Raw genomic sequence first — 17,823 nt, 5'->3', positions numbered from 1 at the left:
ATTTTATTTATTAAGGCACCAAATAAGCTTTCAAACTTCTTTGATTTTTTATAAACGGCTTAGTTATAATTCTCTTCGTAATCTGGCTACTGCTATTCCTAATTGCTCGCGGTACTTTGCCACGGTACGGCGTTTAACGATAAATCCTTTTTCTGCCAACAAGCCTTCCAATTCTTCATCAGAATATGGCGTTTCATGTGGTTCTGCTGCAATAATTTCCCGTAGAATATTCTTCACCTCTCTTGTTGAAAAATCCTCTCCTGACTCATGGGTTATACCTTCTGTGAAGAAATATTTCAAAGGATATATCCCGAAATCCGTTTGAACTGATTTCGCGGAAACCACGCGCGAAACGGTTGATATATCCATTTCAATCACCTCTGCAATTTCTTTCATGCGAAGCGGCTTTAATTTTGACTCGTCCCCCGTTTGAAAAAAATCATACTGTTTACCCACAATGCTTTCCATGGTCTTAAGTAATGTACCTTGTCGCTGCTGAATCGCCTGGATAAACCAGGAAGCTGAATCCAATTTGTGTTTAATAAAGGTCACCGCCTCTTTGACTTCTTTGTGTTGCTTATCGCCTTTGGAATAGGTTTGTAACATTTCCTGAAAGGACTTACTTACACGCAATTCAGGGGCATTTTTTCCGTTTAACTTGATTTCTAATTTTCCATCCAATTGACTAACAATGAAATCAGGTTGCAAAAAAGGAGCCACCTCCCCTGCATCGCTGCCTCCTGGCTTAGGGTTTAAATGGGTTATTATTTTAATCGCTTTCTTTAATAAAGCTTCGTCTACGGCCAACTTTTGTTGAAGCTGACTGTAATGTTTCTTCGAAAAATCATCGAAAAATTGATCGATCAGGCGGATAGCGACTTGCAAGGCCTCGTCATCCGCTATGTGTTTACGATGCAATTGGATAGATAAGCATTCTTGTAAATCCCTTGCACCTATGCCGGCAGGGTCTAATTGCTGTACCTTTTTGAGTACCTCCTCGACTTCATTGAAATCGGTTTCAAAGCCAAGCGTAAAAGCTAAATCATTGACGACACTTTCAATATTTCGACGCAAATAGCCATCATCTTCTAAAGAACCTATTATTTGCTCGGCAATGATGCGAGACCGTTCATTCGTAATAACAAACCCTATTTGCATCAATAAAAACTCCTCAGCGCTGGGAACGGTAGGCATAGGTCGTTCGCGCATTTCCTCATTGGGATCATAAGAATCACCCGCCATTTTGTATCCCGCATAATCATCTTGAAGATAATCATCGATAGCCAACTCATCGTTTGCCAAGTCGTCCACATTTTCATTGTCACCCAAATCTTCCAAACGCTCTTCTGAAATCCCTTCCTCCAAAGCAGGATTTTCCTCCAATTCTGCCTCAATCCGCGCAGCCAATTCGGCCGTTGGGATTTGCAACAATTTTATCAGCTGAATTTGCTGCGGAGAAAGTCGTTGCTGTTGCGCTAACTTAATGGATAAACCCTGCATACGAATGTAAATTTAAATACAAAAATAATTGAAAAAATTCGGTTTTTTTGTGGTATTTTTGAGGCTTATTGCGTCCAATTAAGGGCATTTGAGAATCATTTATGCAAATTAAACAAATCCTTTCCTTATCCCCATCCAATCAAACCCTTGTCATTAAAGGTTGGGTTCGGACCAAACGTGTTTCAGCCAATGTAGTATTCATTGCTTTAAACGATGGTTCAACGATTCACAACATTCAAGGGGTCGTTTCGGATGGAGCCGTTTCGGAAGAAACGCTAAAAGTTGTTACTACCGGGGCTTGTATTGCCATGACAGGCACATTAATTCCATCACAAGGACAAGGCCAATCCGTAGAATTGCAAGTTCAATCAATTGACGTTTATGGTGTTGCCGATCCAGAAAAATACCCTTTACAACCCAAAAAACACTCTTTGGAATTTTTACGTGAAATTGCGCATTTGCGCCCCCGTACAAATACATTCTCTGCCATTCTTCGTGTACGCCATGCATTAGCATTTGCTGTGCATAGCTATTTTAATGCTAACCAGTTCTTTTACTTGCATACGCCCATCATTACAGGTTCTGATGCTGAAGGTGCTGGTGAAATGTTCCGCGTAACGACCTTGTCTGCGACCAATCCCCCTATCACGGATGATGGAAAAGTAGATTTCAAAGAAGATTTCTTTGGTAAAGAGACGAATTTGACTGTTTCGGGCCAACTAGAAGGCGAGCTGGGTGCTATGGCATTATCTAAGGTATATACGTTTGGACCTACGTTCCGTGCGGAAAATTCAAACACGACTCGTCACTTGGCGGAGTTCTGGATGATCGAGCCAGAAGTGGCCTTTAATGAATTAGAAGACAACATGAATTTGGCGGAGGACTTCACCAAATATTGCATCAAATACGCGCTAGACCACTGCCCAGACGACATCGCCTTCCTTGAAAAACGTTTATTGGAGGAAGAAAAAACGAAGAAAAAAGAAGAACAATCGGAATTAACCCTGACTGAAAAATTACGCTTTGTAACAGAGAATGATTTTGAACGAATCACCTATACGGAAGCTATCAACATACTTTTACAATCTAAAACACATAAGCAAGGCAAATTCCAGTACCCAGTAGAATGGGGTATCGATTTGCAATCCGAGCATGAGCGCTGGTTAGTGGAAAAACATTTCAAAAAGCCTGTAATCTTGACGAATTACCCGAAAGACATTAAGGCATTCTACATGAAATTGGACGAGGACGGCAAAACAGTGCGGGCGATGGATGTCCTATTTCCTGGCATTGGTGAGATTATTGGTGGTTCCCAACGGGAAGATGATTTTGAAAAATTATTACAGCGTACCAAAGATGTAGGTATTGAAGAAGAATCGATATGGTGGTATTTAGAAACTCGAAAATTCGGTTCAGCTCCACATGCGGGCTTTGGACTAGGTTTTGAGCGTTTAGTGTTATTTGTAACTGGCATGAGCAACATCCGTGATGTTATTCCATTCCCAAGAACACCTAAATCAGCTGAATTTTAATGAGCTTAAAAAAGGTAAACCAAAGTATTGGCCATGCAATTGATGGGATCATAAATCTCATTAAACAGGAACGAAATGCCAAAATCCATTTGGCATCAACAATGCTGGTGATTTATGTGGGCTATAAATTTGATTTTAGTTCGCAAGAATGGATTTGGATTAGTTTAGCTGTAGCCTGTGTTTGGGTAGCGGAGTTATTTAATTCATCCATTGAGCGTTTGACGAACTTGGTTTCGCCTGAACATCATCCATTGGCCAAACAAGTAAAAGACTATGCAGCGGGTGCTGTTTTAGTGATGTCTTTATGGGCAATCCTAGTTTTTTGCCTAATTGCATTGCCGCATCTATGGATGTGGTTAACATTATCGAATTAATATGAAAGAATACGGATCGAGTGTACAAAAATTGGTCAATTACATTATGACCATCTCCGACCGCGAGCAGCGTACTAAATATGCCTTTATCATGGTGGATTTGATGAAACAAATTCATCCCAATATGAAGGATAATAGCCAAGATTATTCCAAAAAACTTTGGGATGATTTATTCATTATGTCCAATTTCGAACTGGATGTACAAGGCCCTTTTCCGCCTCCTTCACCTGAATCAGTAGGAAAAGCGCCTCGTAAAGTAGCATACAATCAGCACCATCTGAAATTCAAACATTATGGCAGAAATGTCGAGTTATTAATTCTGCGTGCCATTGCTGAAGAGAAATTAGAAGACAAAAAAATACTCGTTGCCTACATCGCTCGCTTAATGAAAGGCTTCTATGTTACCTGGAATAAAGATTCAGTAGATGATTCTGTCATTTGGCAGAATATAAAAGAGATGTCAGAAAACCTACTGGGAAGTATCGTAGATGAATTGTCCCAAGAGACATTAGGGCATGCAAAGGTGGCTAATAATGCAAGAAACGCCTATAATGCACCTGAATACCCGAACAGTAATAATAACCGAAATAATAATTTCCGAAAAAATAATTTCAGAAATAACAACAATCGAAATAACAACTACCGCAAAAATAAGTAAGATTTATGGCATCATTTAAAGTAACCGGTGGCCGCCGGATGAAAGGTGAAATTACTCCACAAGGAGCGAAAAACGAAGCATTACAAATTTTGTGTGCTGTGGTTTTAACAGCGGAGCCTGTAACCATCCACAACATTCCAAACATTCGTGACGTCAATCAATTAATTGATTTACTTGGCGATATGGGCGTGAGTATGCGTCGTTTGTCTGAATCAAGTATCGAATTCGATGCGTCTCAAGTGAACATCGACTACTTGGAATCTGAAACCTACAAGAAAAAAGCGGCTGCTTTACGTGGTTCGGTGATGTTATTGGGGCCGACTTTGGCTCGCTTTAAAAAGGGACGTATTCCTTCCCCAGGTGGAGATAAAATTGGCCGTCGCCGCTTAGACACCCACTTTTTCGGCTTCATGAAATTAGGCGCTAAATTCAATTATAGCCCTGAAGATGGCGGGATTTACGAAGTAGATGCCTCTCAATTGCAAGGTGCTTATATGTTGTTGGATGAGGCTTCTGTTACGGGAACAGCGAATATTTTGATGGCTGCTGTTTTGGCAAAAGGGAAAACAACAATCTATAACGCTGCATGTGAACCTTATTTGCAACAATTATCGAAAATGTTGAACCGAATGGGAGCTAAAATCTCAGGCATTGGTTCAAATTTATTAGTAATCGAAGGTGTTGATGTACTTCATGGCACAGAGCACACCATGCTACCCGATATGATTGAGATCGGTTCGTTCATCGGCATGGCCGTGATGACGCAATCTGAAATCACGATAAAAAACTGCCAAATTCCTGAACTAGGCATCATTCCTGAGGTATTTAAGAAATTAGGTATTCAAATGGAATTCCGTGGTGATGATATTTTCATCCCATCACAGGAACATTACGAATTGGAAAACTTCATCGATGGATCGATGTTGACCATTTCCGATCACCCTTGGCCAGGTTTCACGCCTGACTTGTTATCCATCATCTTAGTGACAGCGATCCAAGCGAAAGGAACGGTATTGATTCACCAAAAAATGTTTGAATCCCGTTTATTCTTTGTGGATCGTTTGATCGAGATGGGCGCCCAAATCATTTTATGTGATCCACACCGTGCAACGGTTGTTGGCTTTGATCGCAAGCAAACGTTGAAAGGCATTCGCATGTCATCTCCAGATATTCGTGCAGGTGTTTCCTTGTTGATCGCAGCGATGTCGGCAAACGGCACATCCATCATCGACAATATCGAACAGATAGACCGAGGATACCAAAACATCGACACACGCTTAAATGCAATTGGCGCAGAAATAGTCCGTATTTAAGATGGCGTTTCAGGCGAAGATTAAGCAGACGGTTAAATTGGCCATGCCGATTGTGGTAGGCCAACTCGGCGTCATGCTCATGGGTTTAGCCGACACGATTCAGGTAGGCCAAATGTCGACAGGAGCTGCCGAAAGTTTAGGTGCTTCCGGCATGGCGGGAAGTATCTTCTTTACCATAGCGATTGTGGGTCTAATCTGCATGCAGATTGTAGCGCCGATGATTTCCAAAGCTGAGGCGGAAGGTGATTTCACGGAATGTGGGAATTTATTGCGTGCCAATATCCGTGTGGCTATTTTATTAGCGGTGATTACCATCTTGTTGATTGGCGTGGCTGGCATGAATTACGACTTGTTCCAACAGACGGCGGCCAATAAAGCCTTGACTCTTCCCTATTTAGCATTAATTGCCATTTCGGTTTTACCCATCTTTTTATTTTCAGCCTTAAAAAGTTTTACGGATGGTTTACAAAAAACCTCGGTGGCGATGTACATCACATTGGGTGCATTGATTTTCAATGTTATCTTCAATCATATTTTCATCAATGGCCTTGGCCCAATTCCTGCCATGGGATTGTTTGGGGCTGGGATTGCCACCTTACTTGCGCGTATTTTAATGACTAGCTCTTTGGCTATTTATATTTTTAAAATCGCTGATTTCAGCAAGTATCTGGCTAAAAAGCATGTACATGCTGAGGCCAATGTCCTCGAAAAAACTATTTTGAAAATCGGTATTCCATCCGGAATGCAGGGATTTTTTGAGATTGCAACCTTCGGTATGGCCGTGGTCATGATGGGCTGGATTTCAGTGACAGCGCAGGCGGCACATATTGTGGCCATCAATATGGCCTCTTTAACTTACATGATGGCTACCGGCATCGCAGCGGCGGGAGGAATATTAGTTGGCGCAGACATAGGCGAGCGAAATCGACCTGGTATATTTACCTCAGGTAATGCGGCGCTGGTATTATCCATTGTATTCATGGGTGTTTGTGCGTTGGTCTTTTTCTTCGGAAAGGATATTTTAGTGCGAGGCTATACCCAAGAACCATCGGTGATCGCAATCGCAGTGACACTGGTCGTTTGGGGCGCAATTTTTCAGCTATTTGACGGCATTCAAGCCGTTTCTCTAGGTTTACTTCGTGGTCTTCAGGATGTGAATATCCCCACGGGTATCACAATTTTCTCTTACTGGGGAATCGGCATTCCACTCTCCTACTACGTCGGTATTTATCAGGGCGTAGGTGCCGTGGGCATCTGGATGGGATTAACGGCTAGTTTGCTATGCTCCTCGGTCTTGCTTTCCTGGCGTTTTTATGCCCGGGCGAAAACGATTGATTTAGAAACACTTACGGTGGAATAAAAATTAGACGTTAGACGTTGGACGCTAGACGTTGGACGAAATCTGTAGAGACGCGATACCTCGCGTCTTAAATCACAAACGAAAAAGACGCGAAGTATCTCGTCTCTACAATAACAAAAAAGACGCATCATTCGCGTCTTTTTTGTTATATCTAAAGTCTAACGTCCAGTGGCTGACGTCTAAGAATGTATTGACCTTTTAGCCGTAGCGGCCAAGCAAGCCTCTTTCAACGCTTCCGTGTACGTCGGGTGAGCGTGTGACATACGCGCCACATCTTCCGCTGATGCACGGTATTCCATCGCAACAACCGCTTCCGCGATAATATCCGCCGCACGAGCACCGATGATGTGAACACCTAAAATCTCATCGGTCGTTGCATCTGCCAACACCTTCGCCAAACCATCCACATCTCCCGATGCAATCGAACGACCCAAAGCCTTGAACGGGAATGAACCTTCTTTGTAAGCGATACCAGCCGCTTTTAATTCTTGTTCCGTCTTCCCTACCGAAGCCACTTCTGGCCAGGTGTAAACAACGCCTGGAATTAAATTATAATTGATATGCGGCTTTTGGCCCGCAATAACTTCTGCTACTAAAGTTCCTTCTTCCTCAGCTTTATGTGCAAGCATCGCTCCACGAACCACGTCACCAATTGCATAAATTCCTGGAACTGATGTTTGAAGCGTATGTTCATCTACCGCGATCCGGCCACGCTCATCGGCAGTTAATCCCGCCGCTGCCAAGTTCAATCCATCCGTATACGGTCGGCGACCGATACACACCAAACAATAATCTCCTTTAATCTCTACTTCCTTACCCGATGCATCTTGTGCTTTCACGGTAACCTCTTTCCCCTTCACCGATGCACCCGTTACTTTATGTGACAAGTAAAAATCAGCGCCTAATTTGGCAATCGACTTTTGCAATTCCTTGCCCATTGTCTTATCCATTGTTGCGATCATGCTATCTGCAAACTCAACAAACGACACTTTCGAACCTAAACGTGCATAAACAGAACCTAATTCAGCGCCGATTACCCCCGCTCCGATCACGATTAAGTGCTTAGGAACTTCCTTCATTTTCAAGGCTTCCGTCGACGTAATAATACGATCCTTATCTACTGGAATGAATGGAAGGACCGTTGGCTTAGATCCCGTCGCAATCACAATATTCTTTCCCGAAATCACCTCCGAAGAACCATCTTCTTTGGTCACTTTAACTGTTTTCGCTGAATCAAATGATCCCAAACCGTGGAAGGTAGTGATCTTGTTTTTCTTCATCAAATACGCAATACCAGCGTTCAAATTCGAAACCACACCCGCTTTGCGCTTGATCATTTGGTCCATATTGACCTTTGGCTTTGAAATATCGATTCCATGATCTTGGAAGGTATGGACCGCATTGTGGTAATGCTCCGAAGAGTCCAACAATGCTTTCGAAGGAATACATCCTACGTTCAAACACGTTCCACCCATCACGGCATATTTCTCCACGATAGCCACTTTGAAACCCAATTGGGCCGAACGGATAGCCGAAACATATCCACCAGGACCCGAACCAATTACGACAACGTCAAATTCTTGCATAAGGCGATTGAAAGCGAATAGGCCCCGCAAGGCCTATTCTAGTCATTAAATATCTAATAATAAACGAGCTGGATCCTCTAATAGTTGCTTTAGGCGAACTAAGAAACTCACCGACTCCCGGCCATCGATGATGCGGTGATCATACGATAATGCCAAATACATGATCGGACGAATAACGATTTGACCGTCAACAACCACTGGGCGCTCCACAATATTGTGCATACCTAAGATCGCTACTTGTGGTGCATTGATGATTGGCGTAGAAAGCATCGAACCAAATACCCCACCATTCGTGATCGTAAAGGTTCCGCCACTCATTTCTTCCAAACTCAATTTATTCTCACGTGCTTTTCCTGCCAAACGAACCACTTCAGATTCAATGCCCGCTAATGACAAGTTCTCTGCCGAACGAATCACAGGTACCACTAAACCTTTTGGTGCAGAAACCGCAATCGAAATATCGCAATAATCATGGAACACGATTTCATCTCCATCGATCTTCGCATTCACCGAAGGATATTCCTTCAAAGCAACGCAAACCGCTTTCGTGAAGAAGGACATAAAGCCTAAGCCCACGCCATGTTTCTCCTTGAATTTATCTTTGTATTTGCCACGTAAATCCATGACCGGCTTCATGTCTACCTCGTTGAAGGTTGTCAACATCGCCGTCTCATTTTTCACAGCTACCAAACGACGGGCAACTGTTTTACGCAATGAACTCATTTTCTCACGACGCGTTCCGCCTTGTGCTACTGCTGGTGCAGAAGCCGAAGCCGCTGTTGGTGCAGCCGCCGCTGGCTTCGAAGCTGCCATCGCATCTTCTTTCGTGATACGTCCGCCTACACCTGAACCCGCAACCGAAGCTGCCGCAATTCCTTTTTCATCTAATATTTTGGCTGCCGCTGGAGATGGATGACCAGCTGCATACGTTGCATCGGAAGAAGCTGCCGCTGCTGGGGCCGCTGCTGCTGGTGCTGGGGCCGCCGCTGGTGCTGCTGCCACGGAACCACCTACGGTGATTTTGGCCAACAAGCCTCCGATAGGTACCACAGAACCTGGTTGGGCAATAATTTCTAATACACCTGCTGATTCAGCTGGTAATTCGAAAGTCGCTTTATCCGACTCTAGTTCGCAAAGAACTTCGTCCAAGGAAACAACATCACCTGTTTTCTTATTCCAAACCGAAACGGTTACTTCTGAAATTGACTCTCCTACTGCGGGAACTTTAACTTCCAACACGGTCGATGGACCTGCTGCAGGAGCCGGCGCTGCTGCGGGTGCAGGAGCTGCAACTGCTGCTGGAGCGGCGTCTGCTACCGTAACCGATGCGGTCGCACCGCCTGCCTCAATCGTGCAAATAACTGCTCCGATCGGCAAAACATCGCCTTCTTTTGCCACAATGTGCAAAATACCTTCAGCCTCAGCTGGCAATTCAAATGTGGCTTTGTCCGACTCTAGTTCGCACAACACCTCATCCAATTTCACGTGATCGCCTTCTTTTTTGTTCCAAGTGGCAACCGTTACTTCCGTGATTGACTCGCCCACCGCGGGCACTTTCATTTCTATAGCCATAATATTCGATTATTCAAATGCTCTATTTATCAATGCTGCCTGCTCCTCTCCATGCACCTTCAAGAATCCAGTCGCCGGTGAGGCCGATTTCTTACGTGCAACTAATTTGGCAAAACGTGACCAACCAAACTCACGAATCACATACGACCAATAGCCCATGTTTTCCGGTTCTTCTTGCACGTAGAAAATTTCTGCCGATTTGTATTTTGCCAATTCCGCTTCCACTTGCTTCGTTGGGAATGGGTGTAATTGCTCCAAACGGATAATCGCCACATCCTTACGCTTATCTTTTTCTTGACGATCTAATAAGTCAAAATATACTTTTCCTGAACAGATCAACACACGTTTTACCTTCGCTTTATCTGCGTAATCATCGCCAATCACTTCTTGGAAGGAACCTTTGGTAAAGGCATCCAATTTCGAAACGACCTTCGGATGACGGAAAATTGACTTAGGTGACATCACCACAAGCGGCTTGCGGAACTCCCACGTTAATTGACGGCGCAACGCATGGAATATATTCGCCGGCGTTGTCAAATTCGCAATCACCATATTATTCTCCGCAGCTAATTGCAAGAAACGCTCTGGACGGGCATTCGAGTGCTCCGGTCCTTGACCCTCGTAACCGTGTGGCAACAACATCACTAAGCCATTTTGTGTCCCCCACTTCGATTCGTGTGAAGAAACAAACTGATCTATCATCGTCTGCGCACCATTGGCAAAATCACCAAACTGCGCCTCCCAAATAACGAGGGCATTGGGATTCGCTAAAGCATAGCCGAATTCATATCCTAAGACGCCATATTCTGACAGTAATGAATTATGGATTTGTGCTTCTTCCTGCTTGTCGGAAATATGATTTAACGAACTATAATTTTCATTGGTGTTGGCATCGTGCAATACCGCATGGCGGTGAGAAAACGTCCCTCTTTGAACATCTTGACCTGATAAACGAACCGCTTTCCCTTCTACTAACAATGAACCGTATGCTAATAACTCAGCCGTAGCCCAGTTTAATTCACCTTTTTCGAAGTATACTTTGCGGTCGGCAATTACTTTTTCAATTTGCTTCAAGGCGACAAAACCTTTGGGCAACGTCGTAATTGCTTTGGCTACCTGATCCACTACCGCTTGAGAAATGGCCGTTTTAGGAGATTTATCGAAGTCTTTTTCGGTTGAGTAGCGCAATGCCGACCAGGCATTATCTAATTTCAACGGAATGTATGGAGGGCGAACTTTTTGTTTCACCAAATCCAAACGCGCTTGTAACTCTGCCTTGAATTCAGCATCCATTTGCTCAGCTAATTTCGCAGCAATTTCACCTTGCTTGATTAATTTCTGTGTATAAATCTCACGCGGATTTGGGTGATTGGTTATGTTGGCATACAACGTAGGCTGCGTGAAACGCGGCTCATCTGACTCGTTGTGTCCATTCCGACGGTAACAAACCATATCGACGAATACGTCACGACCAAATTCCTGACGGAATTCAGCAGCGATACGCGATACAAAAACCACCGCTTCTGGATCATCTCCATTTACGTGGAATACCGGTGCGTCAATAATCTTCGCCACATCTGTGCAGTAGATAGCAGAACGTGCATCTTCAAAATCGGTCGTAAATCCTACTTGGTTGTTAATCACAAAGTGGATTGTTCCACCCGTTGAATAACCTTTCAATTTCGCCATTTGGGTCACTTCATACACGATACCTTGTCCGGCTACCGCGGCATCTCCGTGAATCAAAATCGGCAACACTTTTGAGGTATCCCCGGCGTAATGTGCATCGGCCGTTGCGCGGCAGAAGCCTTCTACTAGAGGATTTACAGCCTCTAAATGGGATGGATTGGGCGCTAATTTCAATGAAATTTCGCTACCGTTTGGTGAAATATGCTTAGATGAATACCCTAAATGGTATTTTACGTCACCATCACCATGAATCTCGTCAGGCACATTTCCTTCGAAACCATCAAAGATTGATTCGTACGATTTGTGCATGATGTTGGCCAGTACATTCAAACGACCGCGGTGCGCCATACCGATCATGGCTTCTTTCACACCTAGATCGGCAGAAGTATTAATAATCGCATCCAAACCTGGGATAGTAGATTCACCACCTTCAAGTCCGAAGCGCTTTTGGCCTAAATATTTGGTACCCAAGAAATTTTCGAAAACGACTGCTTCGTTTAATTTCTCCAGGATATGTTTTTTCTTTTCAATAGAAGGATTGAATGCCAACGCTTCCTTTTCAATCTTGTTGCGTAACCATTCTTTCGTTGCTACCTCACGGATGTATGAATATTCAAAACCGATGGTTCCCGCATAAATTTTGTACAAGGCATCTTGGATTTGACGCAACGTGGCTGGACCAATGCCTAAAAAGGTTCCCGCTTGGAAAACAGTATCTAAATCCGCATCAGATAGCGCATAATCGGTTAATCCCAAACGCGGCTGACGATCCTTTCGCTCACGCACGGGATTGGTTTTTGACAGCAAGTGTCCGCGCGAACGAAAAGCCTTGATTAATGAAATCACGGCCATCTCTTTTTGCACGTGACCTGAATCAGCTGAAACGGCACCTACTGGCGAACCTTCCCCTAACCAGGTTTGTGAAAAATCGAAACCCTTGAAGAAATCTCTCCAGGAGCTATCTACGGAATTAGGGTCTTGTTTATAGGCTTCATACAAGTCGGCAATGACTTGCGTATCTGCATTTGCTACGTAGGAAAATGGATCCATAATGTAAAATTCTAGCCGTTGACTAGAAAAAGTTTCAAACGTTATTGTTTTGGTTTAGGTAAATTTAATTCTCGCGAAAAAAATCCACGCAATTTAATACACTCTCGGCAATAAAACCCAACAATCCATAGGTTTTTATGTTACACAAGTGCACAAATTTCTTTGGAAAAAATCCTATTTATGTGTGAGTTAAATAAATCTTTATTTATTCCAACAATATCCTTCCAAAGTCAAAAAAAACACCTATTCCCTTAAGGTCGAAATTCAGCAATCCTACCATTACCTAAATCAACTTCATAACGCAGAAAAATTTGATGAAATCCAGACGCAACACCAGAACTGGTTTGTGCACTTATGGCTATATTTTTACCTAATAAATCATATGCATATCCTACGCGAAAATTTCTTCCCAAAGCAACTTCCGAACTTACTAATAGGGCAGCATCTCCAAATTCTGACCCAGTTCCTTGATACCAAAGGCCCAAACCTACTTTTTCATGCCACCATACTGTGGCATGTCCATCGATTTTAGTATCGTTTCCGGAAACTCGCACTAATGAACCGAATTTGGTGACAAATGAATCATCCAAATGCAAAAGATAAGTAGCTCGAAGATAAGTTGGCGCCTCAAGTGTAGGTTTACTTAATCCTACCATCAATTGATCGTGTGCATAAATGACCCCCAAACCGAAACTGCCACGTAAAACCGCGGTACCCGTTCTATCCAAAATCGGATATTGATCAACACCTACCTGCGCTCCAAAACGCAAGCTATGGCCCCTTCCCCATTCCTTGGCGTAAGATCCTACGGCGGACAAACCTAAATTAGCCGCCAGCCCACCCTGGGGTAATCGATAGGATTGATCGATGTTATATGCTAAAAATCCAAAACCTCCTTTTCCATCGGCGATGGGCATATCAAAACTAAAAAATTGCTGAGAGGAACCACCAAAATTTTGCTGGAACAAGGGCTTCTTACGATAAATTCCAGTGATTGACGCTACTCCTTTATGCCCAGCTTCCGCCGGATTAATCCCAAGTGGAATGAAAGGGTAGACCATCCGAAGGGACTCTTGTTGGCCTAATGCCACCTGCCCAATCAAAAGCAACAGAAGTAATTTTTTCATAAAATCTGACAATATGACACTTCAATTAGATATGGAGTGGCATTTGATACCAACGATATTCAAATTTATGATTTTTAATCTCAATTAAACATGAAAGAAACAGGTAACATCTCCATTCACACCGAGAATATTTTTCCCATCATCAAAAAATTTCTCTATTCGGACCACGAGATTTTCCTTCGTGAGTTGGTTTCCAACGCAGTAGACGCCACCCAAAAAATCAAACGCTTGAGTTCTATTGGTGAATTCAATGGTGAATTGGGTGAGTTAAAAGTTAAGGTAAGCTTCGATAAAGACAAGAAGACAATCACGATTTCAGATAATGGAATCGGAATGACGGCCGAAGAAATTAAAAAATACATCAATCAAATTGCGTTCTCTGGCGCCACAGAATTTGTGGAAAAATACAAGGACCAGGGTGATGACAAAGGAATCATCGGTCATTTTGGCTTAGGCTTCTATTCCGCATTTATGGTTTCAAAAGAAGTTGAAATTATATCAAAATCGTATCAAGATGGTGCCGAGGCGGCGCGTTGGATTTGCGACGGTTCCACCGAATATTCCATCGCATCTGCGAAAAAGAAGACGCGCGGAACGGACATCATCTTGCACATTGCGGAAGATTCAGAAGAGTTTTTAGAGGAGTACCGATTGAAATCAATTTTAGATAAGTACGGCAAGTTTTTGCCTATGCCGATTGAGTTTCAAGAGAAAATCATCAACAACCCAAGTCCGATTTGGACCAAATCACCCGCTGATTTAACGGATGAAGATTACTTACAATTCTATGATGAATTGTACCCAATGCAAGAAAAACCGTTATTCTGGATCCATTTGAACGTTGATTATCCCTTTAATTTAACGGGTATTTTGTACTTCCCGAAAGTGAAGAACGAGATGCAATTGCAGCGGGAGAAGATCCAGTTGTACAGTCGGCAAGTATTCATCACCGACGAAGTCAAAGACATCGTTCCTGAATTCTTAATGTTGTTGCATGGGGTCATCGACTCACCCGATATTCCGTTGAACGTATCGCGTTCATTCTTACAGGCGGATTCGAATGTGAAGAAAATCAACTCGTACATCACGAAGAAAGTAGCAGATAAATTGGCCGAATTATTCAAGTCGGATCGTACGGCGTTTGAGGAGAAATTTGCCAATATTGGCCTATTTATCAAATACGGTATGATTTCCGACGAGAAATTCATGGAGAAAGCCAAAGATTTCTGTTTGGTGCAAGATATGGCTGGAAAATATTTCACGCTGGATGAATATGCGGAGGAGGTTCAAGCGGCGCAGACCGACAAAGACGGCAATAAAGTGTATTTATATACGACAGATGTTCAGCAACAAGATGCCTTTATTCAATCCGCCACTCAAAAAGGCTATTCTATAATCCGTTTAGATTCCTTGATTGACAGCCATTTTATTCAAGGGATGGAGGCCAAATTGGAAAAAACACAGTGGAAACGTGTGGACGCTGACCGCATTGAAAAGTTGATCGACACCGGTATCAATCTGGAAGCAATTCTGAGTGATGCGCAAAAAGAATCCGTAAAAAAGGTTTTCGAAGAAACCTTAAATGACAAACAAAAAGTCGTGGCGGTGGAAGCGATGTCACCAGACGAATTGCCTGCAATTGTAACGCAAAATGAATTCATGCGCCGCATGAGTGAAATGTCGAAGAATGGCGGTGGCGGTATGAGCATGTTTGGTGCGATGCCTACGACTTACAACATCACGGTGAATGCGAATCACCCGTTGATCAGCAAATTAGCTGAGCTTACTTCGGAGGATGAGCAAAAAGCGTTAGCGAAGCAAATCTCGGATTTGGCGCTCTTGTCGCAGAATTTATTGACAGGTGCTGATTTGACAGCGTTTATTAAGCGCACAATCGCCAAGCAATAAAATGTAGAGACGCGATACCTCGCGTCTAAAAAAGTAGAGACGCGATACCTCGCGTCTACAATAAAAAGACGCAAAGTATTGCGTCTCTACAATAAAAAATCCCTGGCCGAAAGACCAGGGATTTTTTATTTACATACCCTTACGAACAATTAATTTCTTGGTGGCGACGGATCGACCATCGATCGTCAATTGGTACATATACATACCGTTATTAAAATCACGCATCGGAATTCGTGCGGAACGCTGATCACGTTCTAAGGTAATTTCTTTTATTTCTTGACCTAAAATATTGTAGAAGGTAAGCTTAACATCTTGCACACCCGCATTGATCTGAAAATCAATTTCCGCATAATCAACGGCCGGGTTGGGATATAAATGAGAAACTTGAACACGATCATTGACAAATAAATAATTCTCACCTGACTTAGCTACTTGCGCCTGTGCAGGCTTAGCTGCGGTCAAAAGACCTAGCACCAATAACCCTAAAAGTAAAAAGCGTTTGTTCATCGTAGAATTTCTAAAACGAAAATAGGGATACTTTATTGCAATGCAAACAAGGAAAAGGCCAAACAGGCCATTTACAGGATAAAAGGCCAAATTTTAAGGTTTTTTAACAGTACGAACCCGATCCAAGACCATCGGCAAGGTAATAATTTCTTTCGCACGCCAGTTGAACCCATCTAAATATTCGAGTTCCTCTTTCCACTCTTTAGGAGGCGCAAATTTGGCTTCAGGCTTCGTAATAAAGGCAATCCGTTTCACTTTATTATCATCGAAAAAAATGTTCATTCGGCTGCATTCAACGCGATTTAGTCCAGTGGTGACTTGTTTGTCGTCCATCACATAATAAACACTTTCTCCATTTCCATCCACTTGCACGCGCTTCAATTTAGAATCATCAGCAAAATGCACCCAGACTTTTCGGCCTTTAATTTGATTATAATGAGCCACAGAGTCTTTGGTAATGATAAAGGAATGTCCGCGCAAGCGCATCTCGCGCAGCTTTTGGTTCGTCATAAATAATGACATGGAATCCGCTTGCATCTGCGAGCCATTGGCCCAAAGAATCGGCTTTTGGTAAAAATGAATGGTTGAATCCTTCACATCGTAACCCAGAGAATCGCACTTCCCGGAGAGATCCGATTTATAAATCAAGACGTTTTTATAGGCAAATAATTTCCGGATCGAATCTTTCTGTATGTTGATGGACACCAAGGTGTCCGCCGTCAAAAACAAGGTGTCTTTCTCCAAAATATTCTTCATTAGCGCATGGCCAAACACACGGGTCACACCCGACTTCCCCGCATAACGCCCATGATCCCCCGTCAAAATCACCTTTTCTTTTTGACTCAAAAACTCCACATTTCCGCGTGCCACCCCAATCTGCGTGGGACTATCATAGAAAAGTGTATCAGCCGATAAAATATATTCGGCAGTACGCGCGGTAGACCGACCGGTAAAATTGGAGACTTTAGTTTGCGTATTATAAAAACCAGCTGTCGTCAAAACCGTATCTTTTTGGGTAATTATCTCCGTAGGACAAATGAAATAGGCCTCTTTGGAAGTGGTGTTATAGCGCAAAGAATCAGCTCGTACGAGCCCGCCTTCTTTGTCAACGACACGGACCTTTTCCTTAAATAAGAAGTTTTTCGTCACCGTATTATAGAAGCCTTCGCGACTTGTCAACGTAGATTTCTTGTCAATAATCTTCGCCCCCGTATGATAAATCGCCATACGCGAATTCATATCATAATCCAGTTTGTTGGTCGTTAAAATAATGGTATGATCATCCAACTTCACGCGCCCAGTGATAAAGGCTTGTCGGCTATCGCCATTATAAATCGCCGTATCGCCAAGTATCGTCACGGTATCCGCTTGCACAATTTTAACGTGACCATACGCCTCAACATTATTGGTTGTGCTATTTAAAACCGCTTGATCGCAACTTAACAAGGTCGTTCCTTGACGCAATTGCACACGACCAATTAAGGTTTTGCGCATAATTAATTCTTGTTGGACCCCATTCAAACTATCCGCCCGAATGACTTCCAATTGACTTTGCGCCTGCAGGATTGCAGGGAACACCAACAAGAAAAGCAGGAATATTCGGTATCTTTGCCGCATAGTAAAGTTTGAACGCGCAATTTACCAATT

Annotated in this window: 13 protein-coding genes; 6 read left to right on the top strand and 7 right to left on the bottom strand. The window is 43.1% G+C overall.

Annotated elements, in window-relative coordinates:
• Window positions 1-63 precede the first annotated feature (63 nt).
• Entirely contained in the window at window positions 64-1,500 is a 1,437-nt protein-coding gene (gene rpoN, locus ACIQZ2_RS02695) for an RNA polymerase factor sigma-54 (protein ID WP_395767297.1), read from the bottom strand.
• Window positions 1,501-1,601: 101 nt separating this feature from the next.
• On the opposite strand from rpoN, the gene asnS reads away from it, so the two are divergent.
• The 5 genes from asnS to ACIQZ2_RS02670 are packed head-to-tail and all read left to right on the top strand — an operon-like array spanning window position 1,602 to window position 6,737.
• Window positions 1,602-3,032 (top strand): asparagine--tRNA ligase, encoded by a 1,431-nt coding sequence (asnS, locus tag ACIQZ2_RS02690; RefSeq protein ID WP_395767296.1) that lies wholly within the window; start codon window positions 1,602-1,604, stop codon window positions 3,030-3,032.
• The gene (locus tag ACIQZ2_RS02685; protein ID WP_395767295.1) at window positions 3,032-3,406 is read left to right on the top strand and encodes a diacylglycerol kinase family protein; all 375 of its coding nucleotides are present in this window, start codon (window positions 3,032-3,034) and stop codon (window positions 3,404-3,406) included. The genes asnS and ACIQZ2_RS02685 overlap by 1 nt, the downstream gene beginning before the upstream one ends.
• 1 nt (window position 3,407) lies before the next feature.
• Window positions 3,408-4,064: a DUF4290 domain-containing protein gene (locus tag ACIQZ2_RS02680; protein WP_395767294.1), complete on the top strand. Its 657-nt coding sequence runs from the start codon at window positions 3,408-3,410 to the stop codon at window positions 4,062-4,064.
• Window positions 4,065-4,069: 5 nt separating this feature from the next.
• Window positions 4,070-5,377, top strand: coding sequence for a UDP-N-acetylglucosamine 1-carboxyvinyltransferase (murA, locus tag ACIQZ2_RS02675; protein ID WP_395767293.1), 1,308 nt, complete (start codon window positions 4,070-4,072; stop codon window positions 5,375-5,377).
• 1 nt (window position 5,378) lies between these two features.
• Window positions 5,379-6,737, top strand: coding sequence for an MATE family efflux transporter (locus ACIQZ2_RS02670; protein WP_395767292.1), 1,359 nt, complete (start codon window positions 5,379-5,381; stop codon window positions 6,735-6,737).
• 179 nt (window positions 6,738-6,916) lie between these two features.
• Here the strand turns inward: ACIQZ2_RS02670 and lpdA are convergent, their stop codons facing one another.
• The 4 genes from lpdA to ACIQZ2_RS02650 form a co-directional block, all read right to left on the bottom strand.
• The gene (lpdA, locus tag ACIQZ2_RS02665; protein WP_395767291.1) at window positions 6,917-8,323 is read right to left on the bottom strand and encodes a dihydrolipoyl dehydrogenase; all 1,407 of its coding nucleotides are present in this window, start codon (window positions 8,321-8,323) and stop codon (window positions 6,917-6,919) included.
• Between the two features lie 45 nt (window positions 8,324-8,368).
• Window positions 8,369-9,895 (bottom strand): 2-oxoglutarate dehydrogenase complex dihydrolipoyllysine-residue succinyltransferase, encoded by a 1,527-nt coding sequence (gene odhB, locus ACIQZ2_RS02660; RefSeq protein ID WP_395767290.1) that lies wholly within the window; start codon window positions 9,893-9,895, stop codon window positions 8,369-8,371.
• 9 nt (window positions 9,896-9,904) lie between these two features.
• Window positions 9,905-12,634, bottom strand: coding sequence for a 2-oxoglutarate dehydrogenase E1 component (locus ACIQZ2_RS02655; RefSeq protein ID WP_395767289.1), 2,730 nt, complete (start codon window positions 12,632-12,634; stop codon window positions 9,905-9,907).
• A gap of 251 nt (window positions 12,635-12,885) precedes the next feature.
• A complete protein-coding gene (locus ACIQZ2_RS02650) occupies window positions 12,886-13,761 on the bottom strand; it encodes a type IX secretion system membrane protein PorP/SprF (RefSeq protein WP_395767288.1) in 876 nt (291 codons plus the stop codon).
• A gap of 90 nt (window positions 13,762-13,851) precedes the next feature.
• Here ACIQZ2_RS02650 and htpG point away from each other — a divergent pair, with 90 nt between their 5' ends.
• The gene (gene htpG / locus ACIQZ2_RS02645) at window positions 13,852-15,669 is read left to right on the top strand and encodes a molecular chaperone HtpG (protein WP_395767287.1); all 1,818 of its coding nucleotides are present in this window, start codon (window positions 13,852-13,854) and stop codon (window positions 15,667-15,669) included.
• A gap of 129 nt (window positions 15,670-15,798) precedes the next feature.
• Here the strand turns inward: htpG and ACIQZ2_RS02640 are convergent, their stop codons facing one another.
• Complete coding sequence (locus tag ACIQZ2_RS02640) at window positions 15,799-16,176, bottom strand: T9SS type A sorting domain-containing protein (protein ID WP_395767286.1); 378 nt, start codon at window positions 16,174-16,176, stop codon at window positions 15,799-15,801.
• A 93-nt stretch (window positions 16,177-16,269) separates the two neighbouring features.
• Window positions 16,270-17,793 (bottom strand): OstA-like protein, encoded by a 1,524-nt coding sequence (locus ACIQZ2_RS02635; RefSeq protein ID WP_395767285.1) that lies wholly within the window; start codon window positions 17,791-17,793, stop codon window positions 16,270-16,272.
• Window positions 17,794-17,823 lie beyond the last annotated feature (30 nt).

This window comes from Aquirufa sp., assembly GCF_044342065.1.
Classification (GTDB): Bacteria; Bacteroidota; Bacteroidia; order Cytophagales; family Spirosomataceae; genus Aquirufa.
This window is presented reverse-complemented; position numbering and strand designations above follow the sequence as displayed.

Coding starts and splice junctions, on each gene's coding strand:
- rpoN (WP_395767297.1), bottom strand. CDS start 1,500: ATGCAGGGTTTATCCATTAAGTTAGCGCAACAGCAACGACTTTCTCCG.
- asnS (WP_395767296.1), top strand. CDS start 1,602: ATGCAAATTAAACAAATCCTTTCCTTATCCCCATCCAATCAAACCCTT.
- ACIQZ2_RS02685 (WP_395767295.1), top strand. CDS start 3,032: ATGAGCTTAAAAAAGGTAAACCAAAGTATTGGCCATGCAATTGATGGG.
- ACIQZ2_RS02680 (WP_395767294.1), top strand. CDS start 3,408: ATGAAAGAATACGGATCGAGTGTACAAAAATTGGTCAATTACATTATG.
- murA (WP_395767293.1), top strand. CDS start 4,070: ATGGCATCATTTAAAGTAACCGGTGGCCGCCGGATGAAAGGTGAAATT.
- ACIQZ2_RS02670 (WP_395767292.1), top strand. CDS start 5,379: ATGGCGTTTCAGGCGAAGATTAAGCAGACGGTTAAATTGGCCATGCCG.
- lpdA (WP_395767291.1), bottom strand. CDS start 8,323: ATGCAAGAATTTGACGTTGTCGTAATTGGTTCGGGTCCTGGTGGATAT.
- odhB (WP_395767290.1), bottom strand. CDS start 9,895: ATGGCTATAGAAATGAAAGTGCCCGCGGTGGGCGAGTCAATCACGGAA.
- ACIQZ2_RS02655 (WP_395767289.1), bottom strand. CDS start 12,634: ATGGATCCATTTTCCTACGTAGCAAATGCAGATACGCAAGTCATTGCC.
- ACIQZ2_RS02650 (WP_395767288.1), bottom strand. CDS start 13,761: ATGAAAAAATTACTTCTGTTGCTTTTGATTGGGCAGGTGGCATTAGGC.
- htpG (WP_395767287.1), top strand. CDS start 13,852: ATGAAAGAAACAGGTAACATCTCCATTCACACCGAGAATATTTTTCCC.
- ACIQZ2_RS02640 (WP_395767286.1), bottom strand. CDS start 16,176: ATGAACAAACGCTTTTTACTTTTAGGGTTATTGGTGCTAGGTCTTTTG.
- ACIQZ2_RS02635 (WP_395767285.1), bottom strand. CDS start 17,793: ATGCGGCAAAGATACCGAATATTCCTGCTTTTCTTGTTGGTGTTCCCT.